The sequence below is a fragment of the Luteolibacter ambystomatis genome (assembly GCF_018137965.1).
GTDB lineage: Bacteria > Verrucomicrobiota > Verrucomicrobiia > Verrucomicrobiales > Akkermansiaceae > Luteolibacter > Luteolibacter ambystomatis.
Window position 1 is genome coordinate 3,901,211 of record NZ_CP073100.1, and the last position, 16,689, is coordinate 3,917,899.

Here is a 16,689-nt window from a genome sequence, read left to right on the forward strand (position 1 = left end):
GCCTTCCCGACACCGCCAACTGGGGCTGGCGGTGTTCATTCAAAAGCGGAGCTTTCGACTACATCAATGCCGCTGCTGCTCGAGCAGCAGGCGGAACAGATCGTGCGACTTCTCCAGTTCCGCGAAGGTGCCGTCACCGACGATACGACCGCCTTCAAAGACCAGGATGCGGTCGGCGATGCGGATGGTACTGAAACGGTGCGCGATGATTAGGGTCGTACGGCCACGGGCGAGAGCAGCCAGTTCCTGCTGGATGCGGGCTTCGCTCTCGGAATCGAGCGCGCTGGTGGCTTCGTCCAGGATCAACACCGGAGCATTGCGAAGGAAGGCGCGGGCGATCGAGATACGCTGCTTCTGGCCACCGGAGAGTTGGGCACCGCGCTCGCCAACCTGCGTCTCATAGCCATGCGGCTGCTGGACGATGAAGTCATGCGCGTTGGCCTGGCGGGCGGATTCCAGCACCTGCTCCTTGCTCGCACCTTCACGACCAAGACGGATGTTCGCCTCGATGGTGTCCGAGAACAGCACGGCCTCCTGGGGGACCAGCGTGATGTGATCGCGGAGATCTTTTTTCCTCACCTCGCGCAGGTCCGTGCCATCGAGGCGGATGGAACCCGCAAGCGGATCATAGAACCGCGGCACCAGACTGGCGAAGGTGGTCTTGCCCGCACCGGAAGGTCCGACGAGGGCAACGATCTGGCCGGCGGGGATCTCGACATTGATGTCCTTCAACGCCGGAGAATCGCCATAGGAGAACGAAACTCCATGGAAGGTGATCGCACCGTTGACATTCTCGATCTTCGCCGGAGCCACCGGATCCGGCGTGCTTTCCGGTGCATTGAGGATTTCCTCCAACCGGTCGAGCGAGACACCGCCCTGCTTGAGGCGGTTGTGTACTTCGCCGAGTTTTTTCATCGGGTCGTAGCACATGTAGAGCGCGGCCACGAGCGGGATGAAGGCTTCCAACGTGAGGTGCTGGCGCGCGCCGTAGAACAACGCCGCGGACACCACGATGGCGGAGACGAACTCGATCGCGGGCGGCGCGAGGAAACGGTACTTGATGACCTTCAGATGCAGCTTCGTCCAACGGGCAAGGCCGGAAAGGAAACGGCCCGCCATCAGATCCTCCAGATTGAACGCGCGGATCTCGCGGGCCGCACCGAGCGTCTCGCTGAGGACGGCGGTGTTGTCCCCCTGGGTCTTCTGCATCACGGCGGCGCGGAGCATGAGCTTCTTGCCGACGAGACGGATCGGCAACACGCAGATCGGAATGCTGATCAGGCACAGCAGCAGGAAGAACGACTCCTTGCTCTGCCAACTGCTGTAGGCAAGGAACCCCAAGGCGCTGACGAGCGTGAGCGGCTGCTTGATGATGTCATTCGCCACGGTGGTGACCACCATGTTCATCATCTGGGTATCCCCCATCACGCGGCTGATCAGGTCACCGGTCTTCTTGCCGCTGAAGAACCCGAGCGGCAGACGCTGGAGCTTGTCGAAGACCTTCTGCTGGATGTCCTTCAGCACTTCCAGGCCGCACTGGGTGGTCCAATAGACGTTCAGAAATCCGGCGGCTCCGCGGATCAGGAAAGCAATGGGCATGACCGCGCAGGCGGCGATCAACAGCCAGGTGCCCGCATTCTCCTTCCCGGCGAAGTCCTCAAAACGGACGGCGATCTCCTGCTGTTTTTCGGCTGTCTTCAGCTTGCCCGGAAACGCCTTCTCGATGATCCGGGTGGCCTCCTCCTCACCCTTCGCCTCCACGAGCGCCTCCCGCGCATCCAACACCGACTGCGCCTGCCCGAAGATCACCGGAAACACCGTGCTGAGCAAAAACGGCATGCCGAAGCCGCTCGCAGCCGCATAGATCACCCCGGCGATCATGGACGCGGCAAAGCGTCCTTTCACACGCTTGAGCAGCGCGAAGTAGGGTCGGAAGCGTTCGAACATCGGGCGGGAGCATCGGGGCCACCCGCCCGGGTAACAAGCCGGAATAAGACCCTCAGGGTTTGGTGATTTTCCACCTCAGGAAACGCTTTTTCGCGGATCCATTGACCATCGTGGCCTTCAAAACACCTCCGGTCCTGGTGATCGTGATTCCGGAGTTCGACCAGGTGGTCATGTCAAACGACCATTCCGCGCCATAGATGATGTCGCTCCGGTCCGCGGCCAGCGGACGTGACAGGGAGATCGTCACGTCGGCCGGGTTCAAGACCAGGGAATCGACCAAGGCTCCGTTCTTCACCAAGGGATCGAGCGAGAACGCGTATTCCAGCCAATTCGGGATGCCATCTCCATCGGAATCGATGGTATCCGGCACTCCCACCAGGCTGGGATATTCATATGCCAGCCATCCCGCGAAACCGGTGAGAGCAGGCGTATTGGTAGGCACCACCACGAGAGTCTGGCCCCATACTCCAGGCGAGGCTCCATTCATGGCGCGGATGCGCAGGCGGTAGCTGGCACCAGCGACAAGGCTTTCGCCGGCTGAAGCCACATTCAATCGGAACGAGGAGGCATTGCCCGGCAAGCTGGTCACGTTGATCGTGGACAGAGTTGTCGAATTGCTCACCGCGATGTCATCGATCCAGGCGCCGGAGAGCGCCGCCGAGGTATTGCCGGTGTCCGAGGTGGAGAGAATCGCCGAGCCCACATCATTGCGGAACGCGAAGCGCAAACGGATGGTCTGGCCTGCATAGGAAGCGAGGGAAACGGATTGGGCCGCGAAGATATTGGCACCCGTGATGGGATCCGAAGTGGTGGCGGACAGGGTCGCCGCCAGACCCGGCTGGTTCCACACCGAGGTCCATGTGGTGCCGCCATCCGTGGAGACCTCCGCATGAATGAAGTTCGTCTTCAGCATGCGCCCGCGGTGGCTCGCGAAGGTAAGATTGCTGGTCGCCGTCGGCACGATGTTCCGGTCGACGGTGAGCGTATCCAGCGTGTCGGTGGCGTTGTCCACACCGAGACGGAACGAGTTGGTCCCGGTTTTCTTGTACTTGGTGCTGACCAGCGAATATCCGGTGCCGGTGCCATCGATCACCTGTGGAGCCGGAGATGTCTCGGCGCCTTCCGTCCAGGTTCCCGATCCCACCCGTGCCACTTCAAGTTGATAGCTGGTCGGAGCGCCTTCCGGCGTGAAGGCATACGTCGCTCCGGTCACCGGTGGCGCGGTGGGGCCGGTCAGGGGCAGCGGCGGCTGCGGAACCACGGCGGTGTAGCCATTGTAGGCCATCCAGCGGCCACCCATCATCGCCCGTCCGCGCAGCCACCAGGTATCGCCCGGGACCAGGGACTCGCCCACGGCGGCGGAGTTGAAGGTGACCTGCGTGGCGGGTGCGGCCGGAGCAAGCGCGGCCTTCTTCTCCAGCCACCTGCAATTCGTCACGCTGATGTCATCCAGATAGACCCCGGTGGTCGTGCCCGGCGTGTTTCCTACGGTGTAGATCGTACCACCGGTGGCGGGCACATAGTAGAGGCGGAACCGCACGCGGGCGATGCCTGACGTCGGAAGATCGAACGAGGCGGTGCTGAACGCCGGATCGATGCCATTGCCGCCGTTGTATTGGAGCGTGGTGAGCGCGCTCCATGTCACGCCGCCGTCCAGGGAGGTCTCGACGTTCATGAACATGTTCGCGGTCATCTGGCCGCGCTTGTAGGCGAAGTTCAGCTTGGATCCTGCGGCCAGCACGATGTCACGATCGATCTCAAAGCTCTGGTCCGGAGCGCCACCCGTCACCGGATCGTAGGACGTCGGCAGCGTGAGGCGGAATGCCTTCGCGCCGGTGTTGTGATAGGTGGTGGAGATCAATGGAGCCGCCGCGCCATTGGTGGTGCGGTCGATGACCTTCGGAGCCGGGGAATCCTCCGCGCCCTCCGTCCAGGTCGCCGGTTGGAGCTTGAAGCAACCCACTTCCACCGCATCCGAGAAATCCGGACGGGAGAAGGAATAGGTGGCGGAGCCGGTCGCCGGTGGAGTCGCCGTGCCCAGCACGGCGATCGTCTCCGTCATCTTCTCCGGATTCATGAGAGTGACGGAGTACGTGTAGGAGGCGATATGGCCGCTGGGGATATCGAAATTCGAGACCTTCACCTTGAAGGTCGTATCGGAATTCACCGCCTTCACCGCGACCGCGGTCGGAACCTTCCAGACGATGGCATTGTCTCCGTATCCGGTAGCAATGGAAACCACCCCCCAGCTTCCATCCCGGACGAGCTCCACGTCATTCGCGTCATACATCTGCACGGTGGTCAACCCCGTGAATGTGGCGCCGGGATAAGCGAGCGACCAATACGGCGAATTCAACTGGGCCGGGAAGTAGCCCGCCGCCGGGTAGGGCACATAACGGGCGGCGGCGGCGGTATCCGATTCACCAGTGATCTGGGCGACGTAAAGGGTGTTGGTCGGAGCCTTCGGACCACCCGACTCTTCCGTCTTCAGGCCCGGGGTATCCCCGGTGGCGAAGTTGGTGGATTGCACGCGCAGCAGCCAGCGACGGTGTCCGACCGACGTATTCCATGCCGAAACTCCGGAGGTATCCTCGCGCACGTAGGCATCAATCGCGCCGGGACCGAAGAACCCGTTCGCGAGGTCGCCATAATGATTGCCGTTCCACGCCACGGCGGACCAGCCCGCGAGATTGTTCGCCGGCGCGTGGTTCATGGCACTGTTTCCATTCCGCGCGATGAGCATGGCCGAGGCCTGCGCCGCCGCCGACTTCAACGTGGTCAGGGGAGGAGCCGCCGTATCTCCGGCCGTGAAGGCGATGGTCGAAGAAGTATTGAGCTGCACCGACGCGGGCACCTTGCACAAGGCCCGCACGAAATTCACCCGCCGCTCCACATCATTGGCGAAGACGGTGGCCACCGTGCCCGGCGCACCGGTGGTATAACTGCCGGTCCAGCCGATGCGGCTCTGGTAGCCTTCCGACTCCTTGTAAACGGACTGCCAGAACGACACCACGTCATTGCGCTGCGAAATATCGACGGAATAGCCGTCAGTACCCGGTGCGGTGCCATTCCCCGTCCACGCCTGTGCAACGGGAATTGTTCCGATCACGGCGGCCAACGGCAGCCAAGCACCCCGCGAAAAATTCATGCGGACTTCTAGAAGGTCCGAGCCTCTTGAGCAACAGCCGTTAGCTGTCTTACGCGAACTCGTAACGCAGCGCGGAAAGTGCGAAAAGCGCGGCGGTTTCGGTTCTCAGGACCGTCGGCCCCAATGTGACGGGCAAAAAGCCCGATTCCAGCGCCGCCGCGGTTTCTTCCGGGGTGAAATCCCCCTCGGGTCCCACAAGCACGGTCGCCGTATGAGAATCCGCTGCCGCTCTCACCGTCTCGCGCATCGGCTTCGCACCGGGTGCCAGCGAAGCGATCAAACGGAGACCTTCCGTGGAACTTGTGAGCCATGGCTGGAAGTCCATCGGCTCCGCGACTTCCGGCAGAAAATCCGCTCCACATTGCTTGCAGGCCTCCAACGCCACCCGCCGCCACTTGTCGGCCTTGCCATCGCCCGGCTGCACGATGGTGCGCCGGGTGACCAAAGGCTGGATCGCGGCCACGCCGAGCTCCACCGCCTTCTGGACGACCAGGTCCATGGTCTTCCCCTTCGGGATGGCGACGGCCAGGATCATCGCCGGTCGCATCCGTGGCAGCGTGATGCTTTCTTCGAGCGTGAGGCGCACACGGTCGCGGGCCACCTCTTTCACCACGGCATCCGCACGGCGACCGCCACCATCAAACACGATGACGGTTTCCCCGGCGCGAATGCGCATCACCTGCGAAAGGTGCTTCGCTTCATCGCCGGTGAGCCACGCCTCCTCGTTCCACGAGTCCGGGGAAAGAAAGAAGCGTGGCACGGTGGTGAAGATCAGAGATCGAAGAAGCGACGGGCCTTCTGGAAGAAGGACTCCTGCATCGGCGAATTGTGCTCGCCGATGGACTCGGAGAACGCGCGCAGCTTTTCCTGCTGCTCGGTGCTCAGCTTCGTCGGCACCTCCACCTGGGCTTTTACATGCAGATCGCCGCGGCGACCGTTGGAAAGCGCGGGCATGCCCTTGTCGCGGAGGCGGAACACGGTGCCACCCTGCGTGCCTGCGGGAATTTTGATCGAAAACTGTCCGTCGAGGGTCGGGATCTTCAGCTCACCGCCGAGGGCAGCGATGCTGAAGGGCAGCGGCACTTCGCAGAAGAGATCGGAACCATCACGATCAAACACGTCGTGATCCTTCACATGGAGGAACACGTAGAGATCACCCGCCACACCGCCACGGACACCGGCATCACCATTGCCGGAGGAACGCAGGCGCGTACCGGTATCGACACCTGCCGGGATGCGGATCTTGATGCGGCTGTCACGCTGGACGCGGCCCTCGCCCTTGCAGGAACCGCAGGGATCGGCCACCACCTCGCCCGCGCCACGGCATTCCGGGCAGGTCGATTGCTGGATGAAAATACCGGCCTGGCGGGCGACCACGCCGCGGCCGCCGCAGGTGGTGCAGGGACGGGTGCCGCCGCTGCTCTTCGAGCCGCTGGAGTGGCAGGTATCACAACCAGTGAAACGTTCGATCTCCAGCTCCTTCTCCACGCCGCGCGCCGCTTCCTCAAGCGAGATTTCCAGATCGTAGCGCAGGTCGCTGCCGCGCTGCTTGCTGCCCTTCTGGCGACGGCCGCCGCCACCGCCGAAGAACTCCTCGAAGCCACCGCCAAACGCGGAGCCGAAGACCTGCGAGAACAGGTCCATCGGATCGTGGAATCCACCACCGCCGAAGCCGCCGCCTCCAAAACCACCGCCGCCTCCAAAGGCGGCATGGCCGTAGCGGTCATACGCGGCGCGCTTGTCCGGATCGCTCAGCGCCTCATAGGCCTCGCCAAGCTCCTTGAACTTCTCCTCGGCTTCCTTGTCCCCCGGATTCTTGTCCGGATGGAACTTCACCGCGAGCTTGCGGTAGGACTTCTTGATTTCCTCTTGGGAGGCATCCCGGGACACGCCCAGGATTTCGTAGTAGTCACGTTTTCCAGACATGGTGGACATGGCTCAGGCTCCTGGGGTGGACGGGGCTTTCGCAACAATCACGCTTGCGGGGCGCAACAGGCGGTCGCGCAGGCGGAAGCCACGGCGGGTGACGCGCAGCACGCGGCCTTCCGGCACGGCGGTGGTTTCCTCCTGGCTGACGGCTTCGTGGACGTTCGGGTCGAAGTCCTTCCCTTCCGCCGGGATCTCTTCCACGCCTTGGGAAGAGAGAAAATCGGCAAGCTGGCGGCGCACCATGTCCATGCCGATGTAGATCATCGAGCCCTGGTCCTTCGAGGCGGCCATCATGCCCATTTCGAAATTGTCGATCACCGGCAGGAGCTCCTCCAGCAACCGCTGGTTGGCGAAGCGCATGGCATCCTCGCGCTCGCGGGCGGCGCGCTTGCGGAAATTCTCAAGGTCGGCGGCGGTGCGGAGGGCGGTTTCCTTCCATTTCGCGGCTTCGGCTTCGAGTTGCTCCCAAGGATCGAGCTGGGCCGCTTCGGCAGCGACATCCGGGGTGGCGGAGGACACGTCCTCAAGGACTTCCCCACCGGTGGCGGCCTGGTCGTTGTCGGAATTCATGGCGCTACCTGTATTCACGGCGGGGCCGCCGTCAACCCCCGTCCGGGTACGAAAAAGGCCGCCGTCCTCGTCCGGGACGGCGGCCAAAGGATCCGTGGCCGGTGAAATGCTCAGAAGTTGTAGTTCAGTCCGACCGATCCGCCGTGGCTATCCAGACCCTCGCTGTCCGTGGAAATTTCCCCGCGGTAGCCCACATCCAGCACCAGGTTCGGAGCCAGGCTGATGCCCGTGCCGGCCGTCAGGAGGATGGCGGAATTCAAATCCGGCCCGACCACCGAGAACGGCGCACCGTTCGGCAGGAACGCCACGGCACTGTTGCCACCATCCTCGAATTCATGCGCGTAGGCCACGGAGGCATAGGGACGGAACGTGCCGCAGTTGCCCTTGATCCGGTAGCCGATCAACCCGCGCAGGGAATCCACGCTGTAGTCGCCGACTCCGATCGGGAAGCCACCGCCGGTGTTGAAGCCATCGACATCCACGTTCTGGTATTCAAGCCCCACGAACGGACCATGCCTGAAGGAACCGGCATCGAAGGTATAGCCGACGGTCCAGAGTGCCTGGATGCTGGTGGCATCCAGGCTGCCGCCGCCGACACCGGGGAGCACGCCTCCGAAGGCACGCGTGGCATCGATGCTGTGACTGCCATAGCCGATCAAGGCATCCGAGTACCAGCCGGTGGACCTGCCGAGGGTGGCGTAGATCGCGCCACGCAGGCTGTCGATGTCGGAGCTGCCGCCGGTGTAGTCGAGATCGCTCTTCGATCCATTGAGCAGCACTCCGAGCACGAAGGATGGCGAGACCCGGTAATCGATGCCCACGGTGAACGACGCCACATTGCCGTCGAAGTCCGAGAGAGCGGTGGGGCCGCTGTAGTCCTGCCAGTCATACGACAGCGAACCCCATACATTGAACGGACCGCCCGAGGAAACGGACGCAGGTGCGGAGGGAGCGAGAGCGCCCTTCGCGCTGACCTGGGTGCGATAAAGACCGCTTCCCTCATCGCTGTCCCGGAGCCCGGAAAGGCGGTCCGAGATCTGGCGGTGCAGGCTGTAGTCGGTATTGATCACCGAGCTGGTGAGCGCCAGATAGGTGGCGGGATCGAGCGCGGCCAAGGTCGCTTGCACCGTGGCCAGGTTCGAATAGTCGAGCGAGGCGATGAAGTCCTGCACCAGCGGGTTCGGAGAATTCACCGAGGCGTCCAGCGCCGCACCGAGCGAAGCTTGGTTCGCGGTAATGCCCGGGAGCCCCGCGAAGTTGTGCTGCACGGTGAGCACGATGTTCGTCCCGCCGTCCGCAAGTGCGGCGGTGGTGAAGAAGTTCGTGAGCACGGTGGTGGTGGAGTTCACGCCGCTCTCGGTGGCGAGGAACGGGCCATTGTCCACGATGTTGCCATTGAACTGGACACCGAGCGCCCCCATCGTGCCGAAGTTGGCGATGCCGGTGGCGCTGTCCACCACCGTATAGGTGCCGTTTCCGATCGCCTGGTTGATGTTGGTGGCGGAGATGCGGATGTTCGCGCCATTCACGTTGTAGGTGTTCGCGCCGCCGGTCTGGACGATGAGGTCGCTGTTCACGCCGTTGTTGATGGCGGTCTGCGGCGCCACGTCCCAGCGGATGAAGGTCCCGGCACTGTGGGTGACATTGCCGGTGAGATTGAGCTGGCCGATGGCATTGGTCGGCACGGCATCCAGCGTGATCGGGACGCTGCCCGCGCTGAAGCCGCCGCCGGTGAGGGCGATGTTCGCATCCCAGGTGCCGGTGCCACCGAGAGCGGAGCCGCCGGCATTGATCGTGGCCTGGGACACGGTGTTGCCATCGACAGCACCATTGATATAGAGACCGCCGCCGGTGATGCTGACCGTGTTGACGTTGGCCCCGCCGTTGAGGAAGGCCACACCAGCGTTCGACTTGTTGATGGTCTCGGTGAAGGAGACCAGTCCGGTGACCCGGATCGTCGCGCCGCCGATCGCCGTCTGGCCGTTGATCAGGTTCAGCGTGTCGTTGCCGAGGCCCATGTTGATCGCACCGGTGACAAGCGAGCTGGAGGCCCCGGAGGTCAGGTTGATGATGTCGGCGCCACCGCGGGTGACGATGTTACCGGTGACCGTTGAACCGGAGTTCAGGTTCAGCGTGTCGATGCCGGAGATCGCGCCGTCAATGGCGGTGCCGCCGGTGCCGGTAACCACGCCGCTGTTGGTGAGGACGAAGGTGCCCGCCCCCGCGAAGGCCTCGATGCCGACGTTGCCCAGGATCGTGCCGGTGTTCGTCACCGTGGAGCCATCGCTGACACGCACGCCCGCGCCCGAAGTGCCGCCGACAAAACCGGCGTTGATGACGGTGGCGTTGTCATCGAGCCAGATCCCGTTGACGGCACCGGAGATGAGGTTGCCGGGGAGGCCGACGTTCTGGACCACACTGTTGTCCAAGCCGTGGACACCATCGTTGACAAAGCCGTGGACGACACCGCCATTGATGATGAAGAGATTGTCCCCGCCGGTGATACCGGTGCCGCCGGTGCCATTGATCACCCCGTAGTTGTCCACGTAGAGGTTGAAACCGCCGCTGGCACCATTGACGCTGCCGTTGATGGCACCGCCGCTCGCGTTGGTGATGAATCCGGAGGCACCGACCTTGATACCATCACCGCCGTTGCCGACGACGGTGGCGAGATTCTGGTTGGTGATGGTGAAGTTGTCCCCGGCGAGGATACCGTTCACCGCGCCGCTGATGCCCCCGCCGAAGACGGGATTGGACATCACGAAGTTCGTGTTGTTGTAGACGAACGCGCCGTTGCCAAGTTTCAAGCCGTTGCCCACGCCGCTGCCGGTGATGGCGCCGTTGTTGGTGATGCTGGCCCCATTCGCGGCATTGATGCCGTCACCATTGAGGCCGGTGAAGGTGCCGCCCACTTCATTGACGACGACCAACCCGTCCTGGACCAGCGCGCCATTCGTCTGGCCGCGGATGATACCGCCGGTGTGGTTGGTGATGCCCACGCCATTGCCGCCCTGCACACCATCCGCGCCCACCGCGGTGAGGCCCTCGATCAGACCGGAATTCACCACGGTGCCGCCGGGCAGCATGAAGTACACGCCGTCATCGTAGCCGATGATCTTGGCTCCGGAGTAGTTCGTGATGAGGCTGCCGCCCTTCGCGTGGATGCCCTCCGCGCCGGTGGAGCTGAACGTGCCGTAGTTGTTCACGATCACCACGTTGGCGTTGGAGTCGATCCCGTGCAGGCCACTGACGCTGCCGGAGTTGTTGATCGTGTAGTTGTCGGACGTCACCTCGATGCCGTCCATGATCCCCGGATCCCCGATGAGGATCGCGCCGGCCTGGATGGTCACCGTGTAGGGAGCGGTGGTGCCACCGCTGGCATTGATGGAGTCCGCGGCTGGAAGGCCGCCGTTGTAGTTGGAAGGAACGAAGACATTGCCCGGGGTATCGGGATTGATCGCCGCCGCGTGCAACATGGCAGGGAAGACAATCAGCGAGGGTAAAGCACTTGTCGCAAAACGAAGGAACTTCGGTTTCATATTTTCTTCAGGGTAAGGGATAACCCGGCCGCCACAGGGCCACCGGGCCAAGCATGGGAAATGCCGCGACGCCGCTTGGAGAACCCGCCAAAACGCCATCACAGCATCGTTTACCTATCTCAACCCTAACAGAATCAGGCCTACAAAATGTAACTTTTGACTTATCCGCCTATAAAAAGGTGCAAATCGCACTCTTCAGGCGATCAGGACCGCCAGCTTGGCAAAGCCGCCCTCCAACCGTGGATCCACGTGGATGACATGCCCGGCCAGCGCCCTCGCCTCGCGGATGAGGGCCACATCGGACAGGAAATCGATGAACTTCAGGTCCGCCATGCCGCTCTGGGCCGTTCCCAGCACATCGCCCGGCCCGCGCAAACGCAGGTCCGCTTCCGCGATCTCGAAGCCATCCGCCGTGCCCTCAAGCACCTTGAGCTTTTCGAGCGCCTCCGGGCTTTTCCCGTCCGTGAGCAACACGCAGTAGCCCTTGTGGCCGCCACGGCCGATGCGCCCGCGAAGCTGGTGAAGCTGGGCCAGGCCGAACCTCTCCGCATGGTGCAGGATCATCACGCTGGCATTCGGCACATCCACACCGACCTCGATCACCGTGGTGGCGATGAGTGCGGCCAGTTCACCGTCACGAAAACGCCGCATCACGCTTTCCTTGTCTTCCGGCGGCAGCTTGCCATGCAACAGGCCGATCTCCCGGCCCGGCAGGCGCTTCCGCCATTTCTCAAAGGCTTCGGTGGCCGACTCCGCCTTGAGGGTGTCACTCTCCTCCACCAGCGGATAAACCAGATAGGCCTGCCGTCCTTCATCAAGCTGGCTTTTGACGAACCCGGTCACGTCCGTCTGCTTCGGGTTCACGCGCAGGGCGGTGACGATCCGACCGCGTCCGGCGGGTTTTTCATCGAGCAGGGAAATATCCAGATCGCCGTAGATGGTCAGCGTGAGCGTCCGCGGAATCGGCGTGGCGGTCATCACCAGCACATCGGGAATGGAACCCTGATCCACCAGCCGGCCACGCTGGGCAACGCCGAACTTGTGCTGCTCATCGATCACCACCAATCCGAGATCCTTGAAGGCCACCTTGTCATACAGCAGCGCGTGGGTGCCGATCACGATCTGCGGCTCGCCTTCGATCGCGAGGTGGGTGGACTCTTCCTTGGCTGCGGTCAGCAGGGTGATGCGCACGCCCAACGGTTCCAGCCAGCGGCGGAAGGTGAGGAAGTGCTGCTCCGCGAGGATCTGGGTGGGTGCCATCAGCGCGGCCTGCGCACCGGAGTCCACCGCCAGCAGCATCGCCGCCATGGCGACGAAGGTCTTACCCGCCCCCACATCGCCCTGCAGCAAACGGTTCATCGCCCGCGGTGAACGCAAGTCCGAGACGATCTCCTTGATCGAGCGCTTCTGCGCGCCGGTGAGATCAAAGGGCAGGCTTTCATAAAAGCGCTTCAGCAGTGTGGTGCGTGTGCCTTGCACGCGGCCTGAATGCTCATCATGCCGCGCGCGACGCCATAGCACGTTGAGCTGAAGCGTGAAAAATTCCTCCAGGGCAAAGCGCCTCCGCACCACCGAAGCCTGCTCCGCTGAATCGGGGAAATGCACCAGCCGGAACGCCTCCGCCCTCGGCATGGAAGGATCGACGTCATACACCCACGCCAGCGAGGCCGGATCGACCTGATGCAGCATGAGATGGACGATCTCGCGCAAGCGCCGCTGCGGAATGCCGGAGACATTCTTATAAATGGGAACGATGCGCTCCAGGTGGATCGAGGGGCCGTCATCCTCGCGGAGAATTTCGAACTCCGGATGGTCGATCACCAGCCGGCCGTTGGAATCCTTCACCTTGCCATAGACGATCACCTCATGGCCGCTGGCGACCATCTTGTGGATGAACGGCATGTTGAACCAACGGCACGTCACCTTGCCGGAGCCGAATACTCCGCCACTGCCGTCCATCACCACCGCTTCATAGAAACGCCTCCCACCAAAGCCACGGAGGGACGCATCCACCACGGTGCCGCGCAGACACACCGGCACACCGGAAGCCTGCACCGGGAACGCATCGAAGCGCCGCCGGTCTTCATGACGCCGTGGCAGCCAGTCCAGGATATCCGCCGGAGTCCGCAACCCCGCCGCCGCCAAGGCCGCGACCTCCTTGGCCGGAAGCACCGGCAGGGAGGAGAGGTCGGCATCGGCGGAGATCATGGAGAAGAGCTGGCTTATTCTCCGAGCAGCGACAACTGCCGGAGGTAATCGAAACTATAAAGACCGGTGGCATGCCCGTCCCCCCAACCGAACTGAAGCGCGTAGCCGCCGATAGGATCGATCTTCACCAGATCGAACGCACGCGGACCGAGCTCCACCACCGGCTTCACCACCCGACCGAGCGCATCGGGCTCACCTTGGCAGGACGCGCATGGACATGCACGGCGCAACATCGGCAGCGGCAGATACAGCTCCTCTCCATCCGCAAACGCGATGGCGAGTTCGTTTCCGATGACGGTGGCTTGGGCAAAGGCGGAGGCCATGCACGGAGCATGAATCATCCCAGCTCGCCGTCCACCCGATAGGCACGCCGGCCGAAAATCGCGGAGCCAACCCGCACGAGCGTCGCGCCCTCCTCGATGGCTTCCTCATAGTCCCCACTCATGCCCATGCTGAGATCCGGCAGCACCACACCGGAGGAACCGGCGAGCCGATCACGCATTACGCGCAGGGCGGAGAACCACGGACGCGCGTTGCCATCATCGGGTGGAATGGTCATCAAGCCACGGATCTCCACGTGCTTCAAAGCGAGCAGGGCTTCCATCTCCCGCTCCAATACAACGGGTTCGAAGCCACCCTTGGAAAGCTCCCCCGCCGCATTCACCTGGAGAAAAACCTGCGGCCTCAATCCAAGCTCCGCCGCGACCTGATCGGTGTAGGCGGCGAGCCGGAGCGAATCGATCGCATGGATCGCTTCGAACAGCGGCAAAATCTTCCGCACCTTGTTCCGCTGCACGCCACCGATGAAATGCCAGCGCAAGCCGGACGGGGAAGCCGCGATCTTCGGCTCCGCTTCCTGCAAGCGGCTCTCGCCGAACAAGGATTGCCCGGCGGCAGCGGCATCCGCCACGGACTCCGCCGGAAACGTCTTCGACACCGCGATCAGCGCCACCGATGACCGCTCCCGGCCCGCCCGCCGGCATGCCGCCGCGATGCGGGCCTCCACCGCCGCAAGATGCTCCGCCACCTCCGACATCACACGATTCTCAGCGGACGTCCGCCGTGGGCTTGATCATGCCAGCCATGCGGGCGTTTTCGGTGATATCGACCAGATCCTTGAGAACCATGAGGCCTTCCCGCTTCACCGGATCCATGCCGCTGGGCCAACGGGGCGTGTCATCCAGATCCTCGGTCTTGTCCTTGGCCTTGCGCATGAAGCCCTCGTCCTCCACGGATGGATCGTAGGCGTGGATGTCCGCGCCCTTTTCGATGTCCTCCAGCGAGAGCTTGTAGAACTTGAAGCGCGCGGAGTCCTCGTCCTGCTGCTTCTTGAAACGCTCCCTGCGCTCGATGTTGCGGGTCTTCTGGGTGCTGTCCGCCTCATCCAGCTCTTTCTTGCGGGTGGCGATGTTCAGCGAAACCTTGTTCTCGGCCTGGCGGGTCTTGGCCTTGGTGACATCCTCGGTCACATAGGCGAAGTCCTTGCTGGCGGTGACACGGGTCTTGCTCAATTCCTGCAAGCGAGGGAGGAACAGATTGGCCTTCGGCATCTGGTTGAAATCACCGGCCGGGCGGATGCGATCGTGCGGCAACGCATGATCGAGGAATTTCTCCCCGATCTCCACGGCGTCCGCAAGACTCGGCAGCACCACGTCCGAGGCGACCCCCTCAAGCTGGGTCGAGGAACCGGACGGGCGGTAGAACTTCTGGATGGTGACTTTGAGGAATCCGGCACGATCGCGGGCCGCGAAGAACGGCAGCATCTTGCCGATGTCCATCGGCTGCTGGACAGTGCCCTTTCCGAAGGTGGAGGAATCGCCGACGATGACAGCGCGGTTGTAGTCCTGGAGCGCACCGGCGAGAATCTCGCTGGCGGAAGCGCTGCTCTTGTCGATGAGCACGACCATCGGGCCGTCATAGAGCGGCTTGCGGTTGTCCGCGTCCTTCACCTGGACTTGGCCGAGGGTGTTCTTCACCTGCACCACGGGTCCGCGGTTGATGAAGAAGCCGGTCATGCGACGCACTTCATCGAGCGAGCCGCCGCCGTCGTTGCGGAGGTCGATGATGAGGCCGTCGATCTTTTCTTCATTGAGGCGCCCAAGGATGCGCTCCACGTCCACCGAACAGCGGGTGGTACCTTCATCGAAATCCGCGTAGAACGAAGGCAGCGTGATCCAGCCGAGGCGGCGGGGAGTTCCTCCGGGCTGCTTCATCTCGATGATCTCGGCGCTCGCCTGCTCGTCCTTCAGCTCCACCTTGCCACGGGTGATGGTAACGATCTTGGCCTCGCCGCGGGCACCACCGGCCGGTTCGACCTTGAGGCGGACCGTGGTGTTCTCCTTGCCTCGGATCAGATCGACCACCTTGTCGATCTTCATGAACATGATGTCCGTCATCACGCCGGAGTTGATGGAATCGACGGCGACGATGCGGTCGTTGAGCTTGATGTTGCCTTCGCGATCCGCCGGCCCATTGACGACGATGCCGGTGATCTTGGTGGCGCCGTCCTCCTCGGCCTGGAGCAAGGCCCCGATGCCGACGAGCTCGTTCTTCATGCCGTCCTTGAACCGGTTCATCTCCCGGAAGCTCATGTAATCGGTATGCGGATCATAGGACCGCGCCACCGCGCTGAGGAAGTAGTTCGCGATCTCCTCGTCATCCACGTCATCCTTGATGCTGTGGAGGAAGCGGTCGTAGCGGAGCCTGATCTTCTCCTTCGGCTCGCGGTCGCCCTTGGTCGGGTCCGGCTTGCCCTGGTCGGCCGCCATTTTCACGAGCATGTCGCGGCGCAGGGTCTCGGCGAGGACGGCCTCGCGGATCTGCTGGCGCCAGATCGACTTCGCCTCCACTTCGGTCTTCGGCCAAGGCGCATCCTTGCGGGAGCGCATGATCGTCTCATCCTTGCTGAAATCGAAATCCGGACCGGAAAGCATCTCCTTCGCATCCGCCACGCGGGCTTCCACCCGGGCCTGAAAGGTGTGGTAGATGTCCTGGGCCGGCTTCATGCTCTCGTTCTGCAACAGCATGGAGTGCAGCTTGTCCCCGTAGTCCGCCTTGAAGCGGTCCACGTCCTGCTGCGTGAAATAGACACGGCCGTAGTCGAGATCCCGGAGATAATCCTCAAGGAACTGCTCGCTGAGCTTCGCATTGAACGGCAACCGGGAATAGTGGCTGTTCTGGAGCAGGATGGCCATCTGGCGGCCAACCTCGTTGAAATCAGCCTTTTGGGCACACGCGGTGCTCGACACTGCGGCGGCCATAACGGCCATAACCGACCTGCGGATGCGGATGATACTCATGGGTGACAGCACGACGTGCGGTATTTGCGGAGTCGCGTCACCTTGCCAC

General features: G+C 62.9%; 10 protein-coding genes. All 10 read right to left on the reverse strand.

Annotated features, from left to right (window positions below; genetic code table 11):
- Positions 1-63: 63 nt before the first annotated feature.
- The 10 genes from KBB96_RS14955 to KBB96_RS15000 all read right to left on the reverse strand — a co-directional run bounded on the left by KBB96_RS14955 (position 64) and on the right by KBB96_RS15000 (position 16,535).
- Positions 64-1,947 (reverse strand): ABC transporter ATP-binding protein, encoded by a 1,884-nt coding sequence (locus KBB96_RS14955; protein WP_211630255.1) that lies wholly within the window; start codon positions 1,945-1,947, stop codon positions 64-66.
- Positions 1,948-1,999: 52 nt separating this feature from the next.
- Positions 2,000-5,095: a hypothetical protein gene (locus tag KBB96_RS14960; RefSeq protein WP_211630256.1), complete on the reverse strand. Its 3,096-nt coding sequence runs from the start codon at positions 5,093-5,095 to the stop codon at positions 2,000-2,002.
- Between the two features lie 49 nt (positions 5,096-5,144).
- Positions 5,145-5,855: a 16S rRNA (uracil(1498)-N(3))-methyltransferase gene (locus KBB96_RS14965; protein WP_211630258.1), complete on the reverse strand. Its 711-nt coding sequence runs from the start codon at positions 5,853-5,855 to the stop codon at positions 5,145-5,147.
- A gap of 11 nt (positions 5,856-5,866) precedes the next feature.
- On the reverse strand, positions 5,867-7,021 hold the full coding sequence (gene dnaJ, locus KBB96_RS14970) for a molecular chaperone DnaJ (RefSeq protein ID WP_211630259.1): 1,155 nt from the start codon (positions 7,019-7,021) through the stop codon (positions 5,867-5,869).
- Positions 7,022-7,033: 12 nt separating this feature from the next.
- Complete coding sequence (gene grpE / locus KBB96_RS14975; RefSeq protein ID WP_211630261.1) at positions 7,034-7,594, reverse strand: nucleotide exchange factor GrpE; 561 nt, start codon at positions 7,592-7,594, stop codon at positions 7,034-7,036.
- Between the two features lie 110 nt (positions 7,595-7,704).
- Positions 7,705-11,070: an autotransporter outer membrane beta-barrel domain-containing protein gene (locus tag KBB96_RS14980; RefSeq protein WP_211630263.1), complete on the reverse strand. Its 3,366-nt coding sequence runs from the start codon at positions 11,068-11,070 to the stop codon at positions 7,705-7,707.
- A gap of 258 nt (positions 11,071-11,328) precedes the next feature.
- Complete coding sequence (gene recG / locus KBB96_RS14985; protein WP_211630264.1) at positions 11,329-13,341, reverse strand: ATP-dependent DNA helicase RecG; 2,013 nt, start codon at positions 13,339-13,341, stop codon at positions 11,329-11,331.
- A 14-nt stretch (positions 13,342-13,355) separates the two neighbouring features.
- Positions 13,356-13,664: a gamma-butyrobetaine hydroxylase-like domain-containing protein gene (locus tag KBB96_RS14990; RefSeq protein WP_226373552.1), complete on the reverse strand. Its 309-nt coding sequence runs from the start codon at positions 13,662-13,664 to the stop codon at positions 13,356-13,358.
- Between the two features lie 14 nt (positions 13,665-13,678).
- Complete coding sequence (locus KBB96_RS14995) at positions 13,679-14,377, reverse strand: YggS family pyridoxal phosphate-dependent enzyme (RefSeq protein ID WP_211630267.1); 699 nt, start codon at positions 14,375-14,377, stop codon at positions 13,679-13,681.
- Positions 14,378-14,387: 10 nt separating this feature from the next.
- Entirely contained in the window at positions 14,388-16,535 is a 2,148-nt protein-coding gene (locus KBB96_RS15000) for a carboxy terminal-processing peptidase (protein ID WP_226373553.1), read from the reverse strand.
- Between the last annotated feature and the right edge of the window lie 154 nt (positions 16,536-16,689).

Coding starts and splice junctions, on each gene's coding strand:
- KBB96_RS15000 (WP_226373553.1), bottom strand. CDS start 16,535: ATGGCCATCCTGCTCCAGAACAGCCACTATTCCCGGTTGCCGTTCAAT.
- grpE (WP_211630261.1), bottom strand. CDS start 7,594: ATGAATTCCGACAACGACCAGGCCGCCACCGGTGGGGAAGTCCTTGAG.
- KBB96_RS14980 (WP_211630263.1), bottom strand. CDS start 11,070: ATGTTGCACGCGGCGGCGATCAATCCCGATACCCCGGGCAATGTCTTC.
- KBB96_RS14990 (WP_226373552.1), bottom strand. CDS start 13,664: ATGGCCTCCGCCTTTGCCCAAGCCACCGTCATCGGAAACGAACTCGCC.
- recG (WP_211630264.1), bottom strand. CDS start 13,341: ATGATCTCCGCCGATGCCGACCTCTCCTCCCTGCCGGTGCTTCCGGCC.
- KBB96_RS14995 (WP_211630267.1), bottom strand. CDS start 14,377: ATGTCGGAGGTGGCGGAGCATCTTGCGGCGGTGGAGGCCCGCATCGCG.
- KBB96_RS14955 (WP_211630255.1), bottom strand. CDS start 1,947: ATGTTCGAACGCTTCCGACCCTACTTCGCGCTGCTCAAGCGTGTGAAA.
- dnaJ (WP_211630259.1), bottom strand. CDS start 7,021: ATGTCTGGAAAACGTGACTACTACGAAATCCTGGGCGTGTCCCGGGAT.
- KBB96_RS14960 (WP_211630256.1), bottom strand. CDS start 5,095: ATGAATTTTTCGCGGGGTGCTTGGCTGCCGTTGGCCGCCGTGATCGGA.